Consider the following 18,059-nt stretch of genomic DNA (forward strand, 5'->3'; position numbering starts at 1 on the left):
CCTAACCGGCCGCTATCCTTGGTACGAATACCTTGACTATAAGGGGGTTTTGGTGAACCAGTATGATTCCGAAGCCGTGACTTTTGCCCCTCAGGATGCCGTTCTCGTTCTCGAAGACGGACAAGTGTACGTGGGTGAACCTTACGGCGCGATCGGTACGACCAGCGGGGAGATCGTTTTCGCGACCGGCATGACCGGCTATCAGGAAACGCTTACGGACCCCAGCTACGATCGTCAGATCGTGGTACAGACGTTCCCGCATATCGGGGACACGGGAATCAACGAGGAGGATCCGGAATCCTCCAGAATCTGGGTCGCCGGATATGTCGTGCGTGACCCCAGCCCGAACGTGAGCAACTGGCGTGCCACGGGCAGCCTTGACGATGATCTGGAATCGAACCGCATCGTCGGCATCAGTCATATCGACACCCGCAAGTTGGTGCGTCACCTGCGTTCCGCAGGCGTAATGCGCGCCGCCATCTTCTCCGGCGATGCCCTGCTTGACGAGTCCGGCAAGCTGCGCACCGTCGAATCCATGCTTGACGAGGTCAAGGCCATCCCGCAGATGAAAGGCATGAGCCTCTACGACGAGGTCAGCACCGGCAAGGCCTACACCATCGAGCCGTGCGGCGGGTTCGAAGGCAAGGAACCGCTGTTCACCGTCGCCGCGGTCGATCTCGGCATCAAGGCCATGACGCCTCACCGTATGGCCGAGCGTGGCTGCCGCGTACATGTGGTGCCGTCCACCATCACCTTCGATGAGCTTGAGGCCCTGAATCCCGATGGCGTGTTCTTCTCCAACGGCCCTGGCGATCCCGAGCAGGCCGATCCGGAAGTGAACCTGCTGCGCCAGGTGCTTGATGCGGGATATCCGTTCTTCGGCATCTGTTTCGGCAACCAGTTGCTCGGCCGCGCACTTGGCTTCGGCACCTATAAGCTCAAATTCGGCCATCGTGGCATTAATCAGCCGGTCAAGGACATGACCACCGGCAAGATCGAAATCACCGCGCACAACCACGGTTTCGCCGTGGACGCCCCCATCGGCGAGACTGTGGAAGCCCCGTTTGAGAACGGCAAATACGGCAAGGTGTTCGTCAGCCATATCGATCTGAACGACAATGTGGTCGAGGGCCTGCAATGCGTCGATATCCCGGCATTCTCCGTGCAATACCATCCGGAGGCCGCAGCCGGTCCGCACGATGCCGCATACCTGTTCGACCGTTTTGTGGATCTCATGCGTTCCGCCAAGGAGGGAAACCGCAATGCCTAAGCGCACAGACATCAAGTCCGTGATGGTCATCGGCTCCGGCCCGATTGTGATCGGCCAGGCCGCGGAATTCGATTATTCGGGTACCCAGGCCTGCCGAGTGCTTCGTGAAGAAGGCATTCGCGTCATCCTGGTCAATTCGAATCCGGCCACCATCATGACCGATCCGGAAATGGCCGATGCCACCTACATCGAACCGATCGCCACCCCGATCCTTGAACAGATCATCGCCAAAGAACGCCCGGACGCACTGCTACCGACCCTTGGCGGCCAGACCGCCTTGAACGCCGCCATGGCTCTCGGCGAAGCCGGCGTGCTGAAGAAATACGGCGTCGAGCTGATCGGCGCGTCCCTCGAAGCCATCGACCGCGGTGAGGATCGTGAGCTGTTCAAGAAGGTCGTGGAAGAGGCCGGCGCCGAATCCGCACGTTCCGACATCGCACACTCCATCGAGGAAGTCGATAGGATCGCCGAGAAGTTTGGCTATCCGCTGGTCGTCCGCCCGAGCTTCACCATGGGCGGTCTCGGCTCCGGCATCGCGCATGACGAGGAGGAGCTGCACCGCATCGCCGGTGCCGGCATCCATTATTCGCCGACCGACGAGGTCCTGATCGAAGAAGGCATCGAGGGTTGGAAGGAATACGAGCTCGAGCTGATGCGCGACAAGAAGGACAATGTCGTGGTCGTCTGCCCGATCGAGAACGTTGATCCGGTCGGCGTGCATACCGGCGATTCCATCACCGTGGCACCGGTCTTCACCCTGACCGACCGCGAATACCAGAAGCTTCGCGACATCGGCATCGCCATCATCCGTGGCGTGGGAGTCGACACCGGTGGCTGCAACATCCAGTTCGCCATCCATCCCGATACCGGTCGCATCATCGTGATCGAAATGAACCCACGCGTGTCCCGTTCATCCGCGCTGGCCTCCAAGGCCACCGGTTTCCCGATCGCCAAGATCGCGACCAAGCTGGCTCTCGGCTACACGCTCGACGAAATTCAGAACGACATCACACAGTCCACCCCGGCCAGCTTCGAGCCGACCATCGATTACGTGGTCACCAAGGTGCCGCGTTTCGCTTTCGAGAAGTTCCCGGGCGCCGACCCGACCCTGACCACCTCCATGAAGTCCGTTGGCGAGGCCATGGCCCTGGCCGGCAACTTCCAGGAATCCCTCGGCAAGGCCATGCGTTCCATCGACAAGCGTCACATGGGCTTCAACTGGGATGGCGAAACGCCTTCGGCCGAGGAGGTCGAGCAGCTGCTTGAGGCCATCAAGGTGCCGACCGAACATCGCTATCTGCAGATCCAACGCGCTCTGTGGGGTGGTGCCACCGAAGAGCAGATCTTCGCGGCCACCAAGATCGACCCGTGGTTCATCCGTCAGTTCGAACTCATCAACGAGACCGCACTGGAGATCAAGAACGCCGAGAAGCTCACCAGAAGGCTTCTTAAGAAGGCCAAGCTCGCAGGTCTGTCCGATCTGCAGATCGCCCATCTGCGCCGCCTTGGCGATGAGGGCGAGAACACCATCCGTGAACTGCGCTGGACTTACGATCTGCGTCCGGTGTTCAAGACCGTCGACACCTGCGCCGCCGAATTCGATGCGGTCACGCCATACTACTATTCCTGCTATGCCGACGAGACCGAGCTGCGCCCGCGCGATCGCGAGGCCGTGATCATCCTCGGCTCAGGTCCGAACCGCATCGGACAAGGCATCGAGTTCGACTACACCTGCGTGCACGCCGTGCAGGAACTGGGCAAGGACTATGACACCATCATGGTCAACTGCAACCCGGAAACCGTGTCGACCGACTATGACATGTCCGACCGCCTGTACTTCGAGCCGCTCACCTTCGAAGACGTGCTCGAGATCTATGAGGCCGAAAAGAAGATGGGCCCGGTCAAGGGCGTCATCGTACAGCTCGGCGGCCAGACCCCGTTGTCGCTTGCCGCACGTCTCAAGGCCGCCGGTGTGCCGATCCTTGGCACTACGCCGGAATCCATCGATCTGGCCGAGAATCGCGAGCTGTTCGGTGAGGTGCTCAAGAAGGCCGATATGAACGCGCCGCGCTACGGCACCGCACTGAGCTTGGAAGAGGCCCGCGAGGCCGCACATGGCATTGGATATCCGGTGCTGGTGCGTCCGAGCTACGTGCTTGGCGGCCGCGGTATGGAGATCGTCTATGACGATGCCCAGCTGCGTAAGTACGTCGATCGTGCGTTGAGGCAAGCCCGGGCCGATACCGTGGTCTCCGGCCGTCTGCCTTCGCCGTTGCTCATCGACAAGTTCCTGCAGGATGCCGTGGAGATTGACGTCGACGCGCTGTTTGACGGCGAGGAGCTCTACATCGGCGGCATCATGGAGCATGTCGAGGAGGCCGGTGTGCATTCCGGCGACGCCGCCTGCACCTTGCCTCCAAGCACGCTGTCCGACGACCAGATCCGCCGCCTGCGTGAAGGCACCTATGCCATCGCCAAGGGCTGCGGCGTACAAGGTCTGATCAACGTGCAGTATGCCTTCATGGCCAACACGCTGTACGTGATTGAAGCCAATCCGCGTGCCTCCCGTACCGTGCCGTTCGCCTCCAAGGCCACCGGAGTGGCATTGGCCAAGGCCGCCGCCCGCATCATGGCCGGGGAAACCATCCAGCAGCAGCGCGATAACGGCCTGCTTCTGCCCCATGGTGACGGTGGCGATATCCGCCGCGGCCAGCAGGTGGCCATCAAGGAGTCCGTGCTGCCGTTCAAGCGTTTCCGTACACCGCTCGGCAAAACCGTCGATGTACTGCTCGGACCGGAGATGCGCTCCACCGGTGAGGTCATGGGCTTCGACCGTGACTTCCCGCACGCCTTCGCCAAGAGCCAGCTCGCTGCCTACGATGGAGGCCTGCCGACCAGCGGCAACGTGTTCATCTCCGTGAACGACACCGACAAACGTCAGCTGCCGCTGTTCGCCGCGCGTCTGGTGGAACTTGGATTCAACATCTGGGCCACCGAGGGCACCGCTTCCGTGCTGCGCCGTTATGGCATCGACTCCAAGATCGTCGACAAGATCAGCGTGCGCATGGACTCCGATCCGGAGGATCCTGTCACCACCTATCACGCTGAAGGCAGCGTCGGCAAAAACGTGGTTCAGTTGATTGAGGAAGGGCAGATCGACCTTATCCTCAACACGCCGAATTCCCGCGGCTCACGTTCCGACGGCTATGCCATCCGTTCGGCCGCGATTGCAGCCGATCTGCCCCAGTTCACCACCATGACGGAATTCTCCGCCGTGTTGATGGCGATCGAGGCCGTGAAGAATAATGATTATCAGATCATGAGCATTCAGGATCATTCCAAACAGCTGTTCGAACTGGAAAGCCGTGAGTAATGATGAGTAGCCTCAGCAGTGAAGAGATACATGCCCAGCGTTCCGATTTCGGTCTGCGGCTGAGCAACTCCATGGCCAAGTATGGCCCGTTGTGCGTGGGCATCGACCCACACCGCCAACTCCTCACTGATTGGGGCTACAACGTGGACGCCCTGGGCGCGGAGCTGTACGCCATGCGTATGCTCCAAGCCGCTAACGGCCGTGCGGCGGCCGTGAAATTCCAATCCTCCATGTTCGAGCGCTACGGGTCCAAAGGCATCGCGGCGCTCGAGCGTGTGCTCTATGCGGCGCGCCAGATGGGTACCATCACCATCGTGGACTGCCTGCATGGCGGGTTGCCCACCACCATTTCGGCATTTGCGGACGCCTATTTCAAGCCGGGGGCTCCGTTGCTGGCGGATGCCATCACCTTGCTGCCGTACTACGGTGCACGATCACTTGGTGGCGTCATCAATGACGCCCTCAACAACGGGCGAGGCGTATTCATCGCGTCACTGACCTCCAACCAAGAGGGAGCCAGCCTGCAGACCGCCATTCGGCAGGCCGGCGAATACAAGGGCAAGACCGTGGCCTTCGGCATCGCCAGCACCGCGCAGAAATTCAACAACGGCATCAACGGCATGGGCTCCGTTGGCCTGATCATCGGCGCCACCATCGGCCAGTGGATTAACGACAGCGGTGTGGATCCGTCGAAATTCACCGGTCCGATCCTGTCTCCGGGCTACGGATGGCAGGGCGCCGAAAAAGGCGATCTCAAAACCGTGTTCAAGGGGACCAAAGGCAATGTGCTGGTCACCGTCTCCCGCTTCATCGCGGCACACGGTCCCAGCATCTCCGCCCTGACCGAGGCCACTGAATCCGTGGCTCTCGACATTCGACAGGCATTGCTGGAGGCCTCCACGGAAGGCGAGGAAACCGACGAAGCCGACTAGGGCTGCCACCAGGCCCGGCTTTGCATACGCAGACGATATCAATCAAGGATCTTGTATTCATGACTTGTGCACATAATGAAGACGTACCCACCGTCACGGGAGACTGATCGTATTGTGCGGACCGGCAGGAGTAGGCAAGGGCACCGTGCTCGGCCGAGTGCGTGCGGAGCATCCGGAAATCTGGCTGTCCGTGTCCGCGACGACGCGTCGACCCCGCCCCGGTGAGGTGGATGGCGTGAACTACTACTTCATGAGTGAACAGGAGTTCCTCGACAAGGAGGCCCAGGGCGAGTTTCTGGAAACCGCCGACGTGTTCGGGCTGGCACATTATGGCACGCCGATCCGGCCGGTCGTGGAACATCTGGAACGGAATATTCCAACCGTGCTGGAAATCGATATCCAGGGCGCGCGACACGTCAAGGAACGGGCGGAGGAACTTGGACTTGACGTGATGACCGTGTTCATCGCGCCGCCATCGTTTGAGGAACTCAAGAGGCGCCTGATCGGACGCGGTACCGAGACCGCGGAGCAGCAGGCTAAAAGACTTGAAACGGCGAAGGTCGAGCTGGCGGCCGAGTCGGAATTCGACGTGGTGATTGTCAACGAAGTAGTCGAAGATGCGGCTGCGAAACTGTGGAACGTTATCGCCATGGAATTCGGACTGTAGTTTCAGGTTGGTGTGACGCCCGCAGTTGCGGGAATGCAAAAGGGGCCACGCGGGTTTTTCCGCGTGGCCCCTTGGAGTTTTACGGGGATCTCAGGCAAGGCCGGAAAGCTTGTCGATCAGCTCCGGGTCACGGGTCGCGCCCTTGTCCGCGGAGCGAGCGAAGGCGGCGTAGGCCTTGAGGGCCTGAGACACCTTGCGGTCACGGTGTGCCACATAGCCGTCTCCGGCTTCGATCTCGGCGCGACGCTGGGCCAGCTCATCATCGGTAAGCTCGACGTTCACGGTACGATTCGGAATGTCGATGGCGATGGTGTCGCCATTCCTGATCAGCGCAATCGGACCCTTGTTTGCGGCCTCAGGCGCGATATGGCCGATGGACAGGCCTGAGGAGCCACCGGAGTAACGGCCATCGGTCAGCAACGCGACTTCCTTGCCGATGCCCTTACCCTTGACAAAGGAGGTCGGGTACAGCATCTCCTGCATGCCCGGGCCGCCCTTCGGTCCCTCATAGCGAATCACCAGGGCCATGCCGGGCTTGAGTGTGTCGTTGAGGATGACCTCGATGGCCTCTTCCTGTGATTCCACGACCAAAGCCGGTCCGCGGAACGTCCAGATTTCCTTCGGCACGCCGGCGGTCTTCACCACACAGCCGTCAGGGGCGAGGTTGCCGCGCAGCACGGCCAGACCGCCTTCGGTGACGGCGGGATGGTCGATGTCGTGGATGGCGCCGTTGACGCGGTCTCGGTCGAGCGAATCGAACAGCGTGGTGTGCGTCCACGGATCAGGGGAGACAATATGGCCCGGAGCGGCCTTGTACATCCGCTGTGCCTCCTCGGTGCATGTGTCGCGCATGATGTCCCAGTCGTTGAGCTTGTCTTCCAGGGTCTTGTAGTCGACGGAATGCACATTGCGATGCAGCTTGCCCGCACGGTCGAGCTCGCCGAGGATACCGGTGATGCCGCCTGCACGGTGCACGTCGGAGATCTCCCATTCGCCGGATGGCGAGGCCTTGCAGATGCACGGCACGGTGTGTGAGATGCGCTCGATGTCATCCAAGGTGAAGTCCACGTCGGCGGACTGGGCCATGGCGAGAATGTGCAGCACGGTGTTGGTGGAGCCGCCCATGGCCACGTCCATGGTCATGGCGTTCTCGAAGGCCTCCTTGGTGGCGATGGAACGCGGCAGCACGGTTTCGTCGTCCTCGTCGTAGTACTGCTTGGCGATTTTGACGATCTGTTCGGCGGCGTGCTTGAACAAATCCTTACGATAGGAATGGGAGGCGAGAATGGTGCCATTGCCCGGAAGGGCCAGACCGATGGCTTCGGTCAGGCAGTTCATCGAGTTGGCGGTGAACATGCCGGCGCAGGAACCGCAGGTCGGGCAGACGGTCTTCTCGTAGGCGAGCAGGTCCTCTTCGTTCAGACTGTCATCGGCGGAGGCGTACATTACGTCGATCAGATCGGTGTTCTTCTTCACGGTGCCGTCGGGCAGCACGGTGGTGCCGGCCTCCATCGGGCCGCCGGAGACGAATACGGTCGGAATGTTCAGGCGCAGTGCGGCCATGAGCATTCCCGGCACGACCTTGTCGCAGTTCGGGATGCAGATCAGGGCGTCGGCGCAGTGGGCGTTCACCTGATATTCCACGGTATCGGCGATGATATCGCGGCTCGGCAGGGAGTACAGCATGCCGGTGTGGCCCATGGCGATGCCGTCGTCAACGGCCATCGTGTTGAACTCGCGCGGGATGCCGCCGGCCTCCTTGATGGCCTCGGAGATCAGTCGGCCCACCTTGTTCAGGTGCACATGGCCCGGTAGGAACTCGTCGAAGGAGTTGGCAATGGCGATGATCGGCTTGCCGAAGTCCTTGCCGTCCACGCCGGCGGCACGATAGAGCGCGCGTGCGCCCGCGAATACACGTCCATTCATTAGTTTTGCAGATCGCATTTCCATGTTCTCTATTCTGATAGCTGAACAGGACACGCGTTTTGTCAAGAGTCACTATGTGGAATTTTCAGAAGCGTTACATTTCCCAGGCGGCGAAGAAGGCCCCGAACATCCTATGCAAAGGTTGAATCCGTCCAGCTGCGCCTCTATACTTACGAGATTGGAAAAGAAGCTTCGCGTTTACCTGATGATTGGGAGATAATCAATTATGGCATTCGGCACTCAGCCAACCCCGACCGGACTTGCGGATCCGCCGATCGATGATCTGATGGAGCATGCGGACTCCAAGTACGCCTTGGCTATCTTCGCCGCCAAGCGTGCTCGCCAGATCAATTCCTACTTCACCCAGCTCAACGAGGGCCTGCTGCAGAACGTCGGCCCGCTGGTGGAGTACCAGAACCAGGAGAAGCCGTTGTCCATCGCTTTCCGCGAAATCGATGAGGGCCTGCTCGAGGAGACCCTCGGCGAGGACGACCTGACCGAAGGCAACTGATTCCCAAGGAATCGCACCTGATTTTACTTTCTTTCGCCCCGATACCTGAGCGGAGTGCATGAGATGGTAGTTGTTCATACTGTTGATTGCGTCTGTGGAGGTCGGGGCGTTTTCTTATCTACCATTCACGATGACAAGTATCCGGGCGGTGTTGGGATGGCCGCCCCAAGAAAGGAGCAGCCGACATGGCTGAATTGAAATTGATTTCCGCCGAATCGGTGACGGAAGGGCATCCGGACAAGGTTTGTGACCAGATCTCCGATGCGATTCTCGACGATATGCTGCGTCAGGATCCGCAATCACACGTGGCCGTGGAGACCTGCGCCACCACCGGACAGTTCTTCGTGTTCGGCGAAGTGACCAGCGAGGGTTACAGCGACATTCAGAATATTGTGCGCTCCGTGGTCCGTAACATCGGATACACCAGCTCTCAGGTCGGTCTTGACGCCGACTCCTGTGGGGTGGTGGTGTCGCTGACCGGCCAGAGCGCCGAAATCAACCAGGGCGTGGCCCGTCTGAATCGCGATGAGGAATCCGTGGCTTCCCGTGAGCAACGCTACGAGGCGCAGGGAGCCGGCGATCAGGGCGTGATGTTCGGCTATGCCTGCGATGAGACCGAGGCGCTCATGCCGTTGCCGATCCATTTGGCCCATCGTCTGGCCCATCGCTTGGCTGAAGTGCGTAAAAGCGGCGAAGTGGCGCATCTGCGCCCGGACGGCAAGACTCAGGTGACCATCGAATACGACGAGAACGACAATCCGATCCGTCTCGACACCGTACTGGTCTCCACCCAGCATGACCCTGAGGTGGATCAGGTCTGGCTTAAGGAGCAGTTGGCCGAGCATGTGATTCGCCCGGTGCTTGACGACGTGCTCGCCGATCGCGTGGCGCACGATGAATACCGTCTGCTTGTGAACCCGACAGGGTCGTTCATTCTCGGTGGTCCGGCGGCCGATGCCGGTCTGACCGGACGCAAGATCATCGTCGACACCTACGGTGGTGCGGCACATCACGGCGGCGGCGCCTTCTCCGGCAAGGATCCGAGCAAAGTGGACCGCTCCGCGGCCTATGCGGCCCGTTGGGTGGCCAAGAACATCGTGGCCGCGGGTCTGGCACACAAGGTCGAGGTGCAGGTGGCGTACGCCATCGGTGTAGCCGATCCGGTATCCATCAACGTGGAAACCTACGGCACCGAAATCGGCGTGACCCGTGAGCGGATTCAGCAGGCGGTACGCAAGGTGTTCGATCTGCGTCCGGCCGCCATCATCGACGAGCTCGACCTGAAACGACCGATTTACGCCAAGACCGCGGCATATGGCCATTTTGGCCGCAATGACGTCGACTTCACATGGGAGGCGACCAACAGGGTCGACGAGCTCAAGGCGGCGATCGCCGGATGATCATGGCGCCGGGATTGTAACCAAGGACTGACGGCGCCCACCACCCAACGTGTTGCGGAACGACTTCGGAAACGAATGCTCCGCAACACGTTTTTTTCGTTCTGTGAGGAATCGTCGGTTCCGTGTGATTCCCGCGAGACTACAATCTGCTGATTGAGGGTTGTATGGTTGGGGAGCATCATGATTGCTAAGGAGGCAATATGCGGATGAAGGTAGCCGATATGGTGCGGTTGTTCGTCAGGCCTGACGCACCGTTGCGCGTCGAAGCGTTCGATGGTTCATCCATGGGGCCGGACGATGCGCCGTTGTGCATTCAGGTGAAGAATTCCAGAGCCGTGTACTACATGGTGAACAATCCCGGAGAGCTTGGTCTGGCACGTGCCTATCTGCAGGGTGATATCGATTCGCCACAATTGGTGCCGGGTAACCCATATGCCGTATTCAAGCGACTTGCCGAATTGAAACCGTACGTGCACAAACCCAATCCGTCCGCTCTGGCACAGGCGTTGGCCACGATCGCCTCGCACGGCATACGACGTCCGGCCGCGCCGAGCATCGAGGGGCCGAGCAGACTCAAACGCATCAGCGAAGGCCTGTTCCCGCATTCCAAAGCCGGGGATGCCGCCACAGTGAGCTACCACTATGACCAATCGAACGACTTCTATGCCATGTTCCTCGGTCCTTCCATGACCTACACCTGTGCGGTGTTCGATACGCCGGAAACCACGTTGGAGGATGCGCAGAAGGCCAAGCTTGATCTGGTGCTCGACAAGTTGAATCTGAAGGCCGGCGACCGCCTGCTCGACATCGGCTGCGGTTGGGGCTCGATGGAGATCGAGGCCGCCAGGCGCGGCATTCATGTGATCGGCGTGACCTTGGCCGAGGAACAGGTCAAGTGGGGTCAGGAATGGATTAGGCGCGAAGGCTTGGAAGACTTGGCCGAGATCCGGTTGATGGACTACCGCGACGTGCCGGAGGCGGACTTCGATGGCATCTGCTCGTTGGGTATGATGGAGCATGTGGGCGTCAAGCATTATCCGGCCTACTTCAAGGAGATCTACGACAAGCTCAAGCCGGGGGCGATGCTGCTCAACCATCAGATCACCAGAACCTGCTCATATGCGGGTAAATCCGCCGGTCCGTTCATCGACCGCTATATCTTCCCCGACGGCCAGTTGGCCTCTCCCGGCGAGATCGAAACCAAGGTGCATGATGCCGGCTTCGAGGTGATTCATGAGGAGAACCTGCGTCAGCATTACGCGTTGACCCTGCACCACTGGAACGACAATCTCGTGGAGCATTGGGGTGAGGCCGTGAAGATGGTGGGTGAGCCGAAGGCCCGCCTGTGGGGACTGTACATGGCCGGCTGCGCCTACAACTTCGAGATGAACAATATCCAGATTCACCAATATCTGTGCATCAAGCCGAACCGTGACGGCACCGACACGTATCCGTTACGTCCTTGGTGGCCACTGCACTAGTGGCTGGCGTGATGCGTTAATCTGAAGGAATGACCTATGAGGATGCCGAGCAGCTGGCGCTTGACGGGCTCGCCCCGCGTAAGCGACGCAAACGCACACCCGTAGCCAAAACGCCGGCGGCCGAGCATCCCATAGCCCAAGTGGTGTTGGATGTACAGGCCACGCATTTGGGGCAGACCTTCGACTACTACGTCGAAGAGCAATACTCCGATGCCGCTCGACCCGGCGTGATGGTGCGCGTGCGATTCGGGGGACAGCGCGTCAACGGCATCATCTGGAGTCGCGCGGATACCAGCGATACTCCGGCGTCCGCGCTGCGTTTCATTGAACGCGTGGTCACCGACGGCGTGCTGGTGCCACGGACCATGCGTGAGGACATCACGTTGATTGCCGACGCCTTTGGCGGTACCCGCGCCAACATCCTGCGCCTTGCCGTGCCACCGCGCGTGGCCCGCGTGGAACAGGAACAGCGACGAGGCGGATCCACGGAACGTGAGAGCAGGGCGAAAAGGGAACGTCTGATTGCCGTGGAACAGGAGTTCTTCGACCAGCTGAAGACCCAATACGGCGGTATCAGCCTGCTGCGTGACGCCTTGGGCGGCTCGCGCTTCCAATCCTTCGTATTCGATACCCTGCCCGGATCCGACCATTGGCGGCGGTGCGTGGCATGGATGGTCGCCACCGCGCTCTCGCACAACAGGCCGGCGGTGATCGTACTGCCCACCATGCGCGAGGTCAGCGACATGGTCGAGACCCTGCAATCCATCGGTCTGCGTATGTTCGCCCGTACCAATGCCTCCAGCGGCGGCTATGACGGCGATATAGCCGTGCTGAATGCACAGATGTCACCTGCGGAACGGTACCGCGCCTATCTGGCTGCGAGTAACGGGCGGGTTCCGTGCATCATCGGAACTCGGGCCGCCATGTATGCACCGGTGGAAGGCCGGGCCTTGTTCCTGATCGTGGACGACGTATGCTATCAGGATGCGGACGGCATGATGCCCTACGCCAATGCCAGAGGGGTGCTGCGTCTACGGGCCAAGGCCCATGGCGGCGTATTCGTGGCGATGGCGAATTCCCGAAGCGTGCAAAGCCAGTGGGAAACCGACGCCACGCATGTGGGGGAGACACCGGTCAGCGGCTTCAGCACACCGATTCACGCGCTTCCGGCGGTGACGAAGGAGACGAGCCCATGGATCCGTTGGCTCAACCGTGACGAGTTGGCTCGCGTCGCCGATCCGACCATCGGCGCCCGCGTACCGCACACGGCCGTACGTGTGCTGTCCAAGGCATTGGAAAGCGGTCCGGTGCTGTTGTCCATTCCGCAGGACGGTATAACCGAGGCGCTCAGCTGTTCGCAATGCCATCGTCAGGCGCGATGCGCGCAATGCACCGGACCATTGGAACGTCTGCGGGACGGCTCGATTCGATGCCGTTGGTGCGGTGCCGCCACCGTGCAATGGTCATGCCCGGCCTGCCATAATGAGCGGATGCGCGTGGTACGGGTCGGTGCGGCCGGCACCGCCCAAGAGCTGGGCAGACTGTTCCGTGGCGTGCCGATTGTGATCTCCACGCCAAGCCAGCCGCGAGGCATCGTACCCGATATCGCCTTCGCGCCGCAGCTGGTCATCGCCACCCCGGGCGCCGAGCCGCGTGTGCGAGGGGCCAGCCCGTATGAATGCGAATATCGTGCGGTCGCCATTCTGGATGCATGGACCAGCCTGTATGCGTTCGGCATCGATGCGGGCGTGGACACGCTCACCGCTTGGATGCGTGCGGTGTCGTTATGCGCTCCACGAAGTAGGAATGGGCAGGCGTTGCTGCTTGGCGAGACCGATCCGGTGCTCGCTCAATCATTGATGTTGTGGAATTCGCCGCATCTGGCGCAGACGGAGCTCGAGGAACGCGCGCAGACGGCCCTGCCTCCGGTGTTCGCTGCGGCATGCGTATGGGGCCGTCGGAGTGCGGTGAAAACCGCGTTGGAGCGAATCGGCGCCTTGCCGGGTGGGGACATGGCCACCATCGATACCGTGGAAGGCGTCATGCCTTCGGTGCTGGGTCCCGTGCCGATTCCGCAACCGCGCACCATCGACACCCGCGAATTGGAGGTGACCGCCGATCGGGTCAAGGCGATCGTTCGTGTTCCGCAAAGCGGACGTGCCGAACTGGCCCTGCGTCTGCGCAACGCCAGCGCACGGCATGTGGCCGCTCGGGAGGCGGGGGAGCTGCGCTTCCAACTCGATCCGAAGGAACGTATCTGAACATATCGGAGGTTCCTGGTCGAACCGTCTGCGAAGGTACGTCCCCTCGCCATGAAACACTATGGAAGACCTGAGGAATCCACCGGATATGAATGGAGGAAGCACATGAAAGGCTGGCCGGGAGAGCCCGACATGGAATACGGCGTGCTGATGGCCGACGATGAGGCCGCCGCCAACGCGGGCAAGCCGATCACCGATGTGATCTTCGATTTCGGCAACGTGCTGGTGTACTGGGATCCGGCCGCGGCGATGACGCCGCGATACGGCGACGAGCTCATCGAACGGTTCCTCGACAACGACATCTCCGGTTTTTACGATATCAACAATCTGTTGGACGGTGGCATGTCCAACGACGAAGGCGTGGCGCTGATGCGTAAGACCAGCGGCGACCAGTGGGCCGACATGCTGCAGTACTATCTTGACAATTTCGTCGATTCACTCACCGGCGTCGTACCCGGAGCTCGCGTGCTGATCAACGATTTGAAGGCTGCCGGCATCGGCGTCTGGGGATTGAGCAATTGGCAGAAGGATCTGTTCCCGATCGCGCTGGAGCACTACGATATTCTACGGATGCTGAACGATCGCGTGGTCTCCGGTTACGTCGAACTGCGCAAGCCGCACAAAGACATCTACGAGCATGCGTTGGACCAATTCGGCATCGACGCCGCGGGCGCGATATTCGTGGACGACAAGGCGATGAACATCGTCGGGGCGAACGAAGCGGGCATTCGTGGGGTGCGGTTCGGGGATTCGCGCGCCTTGCGGAATCTGCTGATCGCCAACGGCGTCGATGTTCCCGCCGTGCGGCAGGCATGACATTCATCATCGTCGCCCTATGATGCCGCCGATGGCTTGTGATCGAGATGTGGAAAAAGGAGTCTGATTCATGTTGAAGGTGCTTTTCGCCGGTTCCCCGGAAGTCGCCGTGCCGTCGCTGAGGATGCTTGCCGAGGATACCGAGCACTTTGAAGTGGTGGCCGTGCTCACCCGCCCGGATGCGCCGACAGGCCGTGGACGCAAGCTCGTACCGAATCCGGTCAAACAGGCCGCATTGGAATTGGATCTGCCTGTCATCGAATCCGATCCGAGCGAGGAGACTTTCGTCAATGAACTTGCGGCCACCGGCGCACAGGTCGCCGCCGTGGTGGCCTACGGCAAGATCCTCAAGCAGGAGGTACTGGATGCCCTGCCCATGGGGTGGTACAACCTGCATTTCTCGCTGTTGCCGCAATGGCGTGGCGCCGCTCCGGTGCAGCGTTCCATCTGGGCGGGAGACACCCTGACCGGAGCCACGGTGTTCCGCATCGTCAGGAAAATGGACGCGGGCCCGATCCTGGCGCAATCCACCGTGGAGATCGGCGCGCACGAGACCGCCGGCGAGCTGCTGAACCGTTTGGCTGAAGATGGTTCCCGACTGCTGGCCGCCTCGTTGCAGGCCCTGGCCGACGATCAGATCGCTCCGGTCGAACAACCGACCGGAGCCTACGAGATCGCCCGGAAGATTTCCGTCGAAGACGCGCGTATCCGCTTCGACGTGCCCGTGTTCGCCGTAGATAGGCAGATTCGCGCCTGCACGCCGAACCCGGGTGCCTGGTGCGAACTGCATGCCTGTGCCGGCTCCGAACCGACCATTCTGCATGTACTGCGTGCGCAGCCGGCTGACATGGACAATCCGAACGTTCCCACCACGCTTGAACCGGGGCATATCGTGGCCGGCAAGAAGAACGTGTGGATCGGTACCGCAACCCAGCCGTTGGAGATGGTTGAAGTCAAGGCTCAGGGCAAGAAGGCCATGCGCGCCGCCGACTGGGCCCGCGGAGCCCGTCTCGACGGGATGGCTTGCTGCAGGTAAAAGCTTGTGGCAGCGGTGTCTGCGGGCGCAGACGTTCCGTTGTTCCGTAAGCCACGCAGCCTCGGCAGTGCGTGCAGAGGAGGGGAATCACTCGAGAAAATCGAGGATTCTGACGAGGTTGCGGTCGTTCAGGCGGTACGGGGCCTCCTGTTGTACCTTCGGTTTGGCGCAGAACGCTACGCCCAGGCCTGCCGCGTGAATCATCGGCAGATCGTTGGCACCGTCGCCTACGGCCATGGTCTGGTTCATGTCGATACCCATCCGGTCGGCCCATGTGCGCAATGACTCCAGCTTGACGTCCTTGGTGACGATGTCGCCAAGGATACGGCCCGTCAGCCTGCCGTCGGCGGCTTCGAGACGATTCGCGATCCAGTAATCGATGCCTGCGTCCACGGCGAGACGGTCCACCACCTCATGGAACCCGCCGGAAACGACGCCGACCTTCCAACCGTGACCATGCAGGGCGTCGATCAGGGCAAGCGCGCCGTTGGTGAAGTGAACGGCACGGTAGACATCATCGAAAATCGAAACCGGCAGTCCCTCCAGCAGCGCGACGCGGGCACGCAACGCATCGCGGAAATCCAATTCACCGTTCATCGCACGGGCGGTGACGGATGCGATCCGCTCTCCGACACCGGCGGCGGTGCCAAGCTCGTCGATGACCTCTTCGTCGATCAACGTGGAATCCACATCCATCACCAGCAGTCCCGGACGGGACAATGTGGGCAAGACGGTGGTATTCGACGTTTCTTTCTCAAGCATGGTTTCGATTGTCGGAAATCATTAGGACAATGGGTATTCTTGACGGTGAGTTGAAGAAAGCGAGGGCCGGCATGGAGCAGCAGGGCGAGACGATGCAATCCCTCAGTGAGGCCAACGACCAGCTGATGGCCAAGAACCACGCGTTGGCGAAGGCGCTGACCCGTGCCACGAAGGAGCTTGCCAAGGCCAAGGCGCAGTTGAATCAGCTGGCCGGGCCTCCTCTGACCTTCGCCACCATGGTGCGCGTGCATGCGGCGAACACCGATGAACAGGGCGTGCAGCATGCCAGCGCCGAAGTGATCTCGGGCGCACGGCGCATGATCGTGCCGGTGGCCGCGAGCGTGCCGGCATCCCGTTTGGAAGCGGGGCGTACGGTGCTGCTCAACGAGAACATGGTGATTGTGAGCCAGCATGACACCGATACGCTGGGCGCGGTGCGTGCCGTCAAACAGGTTTTCGACGATGGTCGTCTATTGGTGACCGATAGTGGGGGCAACGCCACCTTGGTACGCCGCGCCGGCATACTTGCCAAGGAGAGCATCAACACCGGGGATCGGGTGGGCGTGGACTCCTCCATCCGCCTTGCACTGACCCTGATTCCCGCCGAAGATGATGCCGAGCTGGTGCTTGAGGAGACCCCGGACGTCACCTTCGATGACATCGGCGGTTTGGACGAGCAGATCGAACGCATCCGTGATGCCGTGCAAATGCCGTTCCTGCATCGTGAGCTGTTCGAACGCTACGATCTGAAACCGCCGAAAGGGGTGCTGCTGTATGGTCCTCCAGGCAATGGCAAGACGCTGATCGCCAAGGCCGTGGCGAACGCGCTCGCCGAAGGATGCGGCGCGGGCTCCGGCGTATTCCTTTCCGTGAAGGGGCCGGAGCTGCTCAATAAGTTCGTGGGTGAGTCGGAACGTCTGATTCGCATGATCTTCAAGCGTGCGCGTGAACGTGCCGCCGACGGCAGACCGGTCATCGTGTTCATCGACGAGATGGATTCGTTGCTGCGCACTCGCGGATCCGGTGTGTCCTCGGATGTGGAGACCACCATCGTGCCGCAGTTCCTCTCCGAACTGGACGGCGTGGAAAGCCTCGATAACGTGATGGTGATCGGGGCATCCAATCGCATCGATATGATCGATCCGGCCGTGCTGCGACCGGGCCGCCTGGACGTGAAGATCCGGGTGGATCGTCCGAAGGCGAGGCAGGCCGGGCAGATCATCCGGCATTATCTGACCGATGATCTGCCGCTTACGCCGGGTATCGAAGCGAAGGCGCTGACCAGCGTGCTCGTTGCCGACATCTATGCGATCAGCGAGCACCGCCATCTATGCGACGTATGCGACGAGCATGGGCAGTGGTCGCCGGTCTACCTGGCCGACGTGGTCTCCGGAGCGGTGCTGAAGAACGTCGTGGATCGTGCTAAGACGAAAGCCGTCAAGATATCCATCGAATCGGCGGAACCGGCGGCGATAGGCGTAGATCTGCTGGCAAAGGCCGTGCAGGAGGAATTCGAGGAGACCCGAGACGCCATACTGGATGCCGATCCGGTGCAATGGAGCCGGATCAACGGGTTTGACGCAGGGCATGTGACGCGTATCAGGCCTGCGGCGCAATAACCGGA

General features: G+C 60.9%; 13 protein-coding genes. 11 read left to right on the plus strand and 2 right to left on the minus strand.

From position 1 onward, the window contains the following. The first annotated feature begins 52 nt into the window (after positions 1 to 52). The 4 genes from carA (at position 53) to gmk (ending at position 6,242) form a co-directional block, all read left to right on the plus strand. Positions 53 to 1,270, plus strand: a complete 1,218-nt coding sequence (carA, locus tag BMOU_RS09950; RefSeq protein ID WP_034877189.1) for a glutamine-hydrolyzing carbamoyl-phosphate synthase small subunit — start codon at positions 53 to 55, stop codon at positions 1,268 to 1,270. Then, on the plus strand, positions 1,263 to 4,643 hold the full coding sequence (carB, locus tag BMOU_RS09955; RefSeq protein WP_034877191.1) for a carbamoyl-phosphate synthase large subunit: 3,381 nt from the start codon (positions 1,263 to 1,265) through the stop codon (positions 4,641 to 4,643). The genes carA and carB overlap by 8 nt, the downstream gene beginning before the upstream one ends. 2 nt (positions 4,644 to 4,645) lie before the next feature. Further along, on the plus strand, positions 4,646 to 5,575 hold the full coding sequence (pyrF, locus tag BMOU_RS09960; RefSeq protein WP_137648285.1) for an orotidine-5'-phosphate decarboxylase: 930 nt from the start codon (positions 4,646 to 4,648) through the stop codon (positions 5,573 to 5,575). A gap of 103 nt (positions 5,576 to 5,678) precedes the next feature. After that, complete coding sequence (gene gmk, locus BMOU_RS09965) at positions 5,679 to 6,242, plus strand: guanylate kinase (RefSeq protein WP_034877195.1); 564 nt, start codon at positions 5,679 to 5,681, stop codon at positions 6,240 to 6,242. 90 nt (positions 6,243 to 6,332) lie between these two features. On the opposite strand, the gene ilvD is transcribed toward gmk, so the two are convergent. Further along, positions 6,333 to 8,192 carry a dihydroxy-acid dehydratase gene (gene ilvD / locus BMOU_RS09970; RefSeq protein ID WP_034877197.1) on the minus strand — a complete coding sequence of 620 codons (1,860 nt, stop codon included), beginning with the start codon at positions 8,190 to 8,192 and terminating at the stop codon, positions 6,333 to 6,335. Positions 8,193 to 8,394: 202 nt separating this feature from the next. On the opposite strand from ilvD, the gene rpoZ reads away from it, so the two are divergent. The 6 genes from rpoZ (at position 8,395) to fmt (ending at position 15,673) form a co-directional block, all read left to right on the plus strand. Further along, a complete protein-coding gene (gene rpoZ / locus BMOU_RS09975) occupies positions 8,395 to 8,679 on the plus strand; it encodes a DNA-directed RNA polymerase subunit omega (protein ID WP_034877199.1) in 285 nt (94 codons plus the stop codon). A 185-nt stretch (positions 8,680 to 8,864) separates the two neighbouring features. Beyond that, complete coding sequence (metK, locus tag BMOU_RS09980) at positions 8,865 to 10,079, plus strand: methionine adenosyltransferase (RefSeq protein ID WP_034877201.1); 1,215 nt, start codon at positions 8,865 to 8,867, stop codon at positions 10,077 to 10,079. Positions 10,080 to 10,279: 200 nt separating this feature from the next. Beyond that, positions 10,280 to 11,560, plus strand: a complete 1,281-nt coding sequence (locus tag BMOU_RS09985; RefSeq protein WP_034877203.1) for a class I SAM-dependent methyltransferase — start codon at positions 10,280 to 10,282, stop codon at positions 11,558 to 11,560. A 29-nt stretch (positions 11,561 to 11,589) separates the two neighbouring features. Then, a complete protein-coding gene (locus tag BMOU_RS09990) occupies positions 11,590 to 13,821 on the plus strand; it encodes a primosomal protein N' (RefSeq protein WP_034877204.1) in 2,232 nt (743 codons plus the stop codon). A 105-nt stretch (positions 13,822 to 13,926) separates the two neighbouring features. Continuing rightward, complete coding sequence (locus BMOU_RS09995; RefSeq protein WP_034877206.1) at positions 13,927 to 14,637, plus strand: HAD family hydrolase; 711 nt, start codon at positions 13,927 to 13,929, stop codon at positions 14,635 to 14,637. Between the two features lie 70 nt (positions 14,638 to 14,707). Further along, positions 14,708 to 15,673: a methionyl-tRNA formyltransferase gene (fmt, locus tag BMOU_RS10000; protein WP_034877208.1), complete on the plus strand. Its 966-nt coding sequence runs from the start codon at positions 14,708 to 14,710 to the stop codon at positions 15,671 to 15,673. 87 nt (positions 15,674 to 15,760) lie between these two features. Here fmt and serB read toward each other — a convergent pair whose 3' ends face one another. After that, complete coding sequence (gene serB, locus BMOU_RS10005; protein WP_034877210.1) at positions 15,761 to 16,435, minus strand: phosphoserine phosphatase SerB; 675 nt, start codon at positions 16,433 to 16,435, stop codon at positions 15,761 to 15,763. Between the two features lie 29 nt (positions 16,436 to 16,464). Between serB and arc the strand changes: the two genes are divergently transcribed. After that, a complete protein-coding gene (gene arc / locus BMOU_RS10010) occupies positions 16,465 to 18,054 on the plus strand; it encodes a proteasome ATPase (protein WP_034877212.1) in 1,590 nt (529 codons plus the stop codon). The last annotated feature ends 5 nt before the right edge of the window (positions 18,055 to 18,059 follow it).

This window comes from Bifidobacterium moukalabense DSM 27321, from assembly GCF_000522505.1.
In the GTDB taxonomy this organism is placed as follows: Bacteria; Actinomycetota; Actinomycetes; order Actinomycetales; family Bifidobacteriaceae; genus Bifidobacterium; species Bifidobacterium moukalabense.

What these genes read in the sequence shown, in the direction of transcription:
- BMOU_RS09990 (WP_034877204.1), top strand. Translation starts at nt 11,590, where the DNA reads ATGACCTATGAGGATGCCGAGCAGCTGGCGCTTGACGGGCTCGCCCCG.
- metK (WP_034877201.1), top strand. Translation starts at nt 8,865, where the DNA reads ATGGCTGAATTGAAATTGATTTCCGCCGAATCGGTGACGGAAGGGCAT.
- carB (WP_034877191.1), top strand. Translation starts at nt 1,263, where the DNA reads ATGCCTAAGCGCACAGACATCAAGTCCGTGATGGTCATCGGCTCCGGC.
- BMOU_RS09985 (WP_034877203.1), top strand. Translation starts at nt 10,280, where the DNA reads ATGCGGATGAAGGTAGCCGATATGGTGCGGTTGTTCGTCAGGCCTGAC.
- pyrF (WP_137648285.1), top strand. Translation starts at nt 4,646, where the DNA reads ATGAGTAGCCTCAGCAGTGAAGAGATACATGCCCAGCGTTCCGATTTC.
- arc (WP_034877212.1), top strand. Translation starts at nt 16,465, where the DNA reads ATGGGTATTCTTGACGGTGAGTTGAAGAAAGCGAGGGCCGGCATGGAG.
- BMOU_RS09995 (WP_034877206.1), top strand. Translation starts at nt 13,927, where the DNA reads ATGAAAGGCTGGCCGGGAGAGCCCGACATGGAATACGGCGTGCTGATG.
- ilvD (WP_034877197.1), bottom strand. Translation starts at nt 8,192, where the DNA reads ATGGAAATGCGATCTGCAAAACTAATGAATGGACGTGTATTCGCGGGC.
- rpoZ (WP_034877199.1), top strand. Translation starts at nt 8,395, where the DNA reads ATGGCATTCGGCACTCAGCCAACCCCGACCGGACTTGCGGATCCGCCG.
- serB (WP_034877210.1), bottom strand. Translation starts at nt 16,435, where the DNA reads ATGCTTGAGAAAGAAACGTCGAATACCACCGTCTTGCCCACATTGTCC.
- fmt (WP_034877208.1), top strand. Translation starts at nt 14,708, where the DNA reads ATGTTGAAGGTGCTTTTCGCCGGTTCCCCGGAAGTCGCCGTGCCGTCG.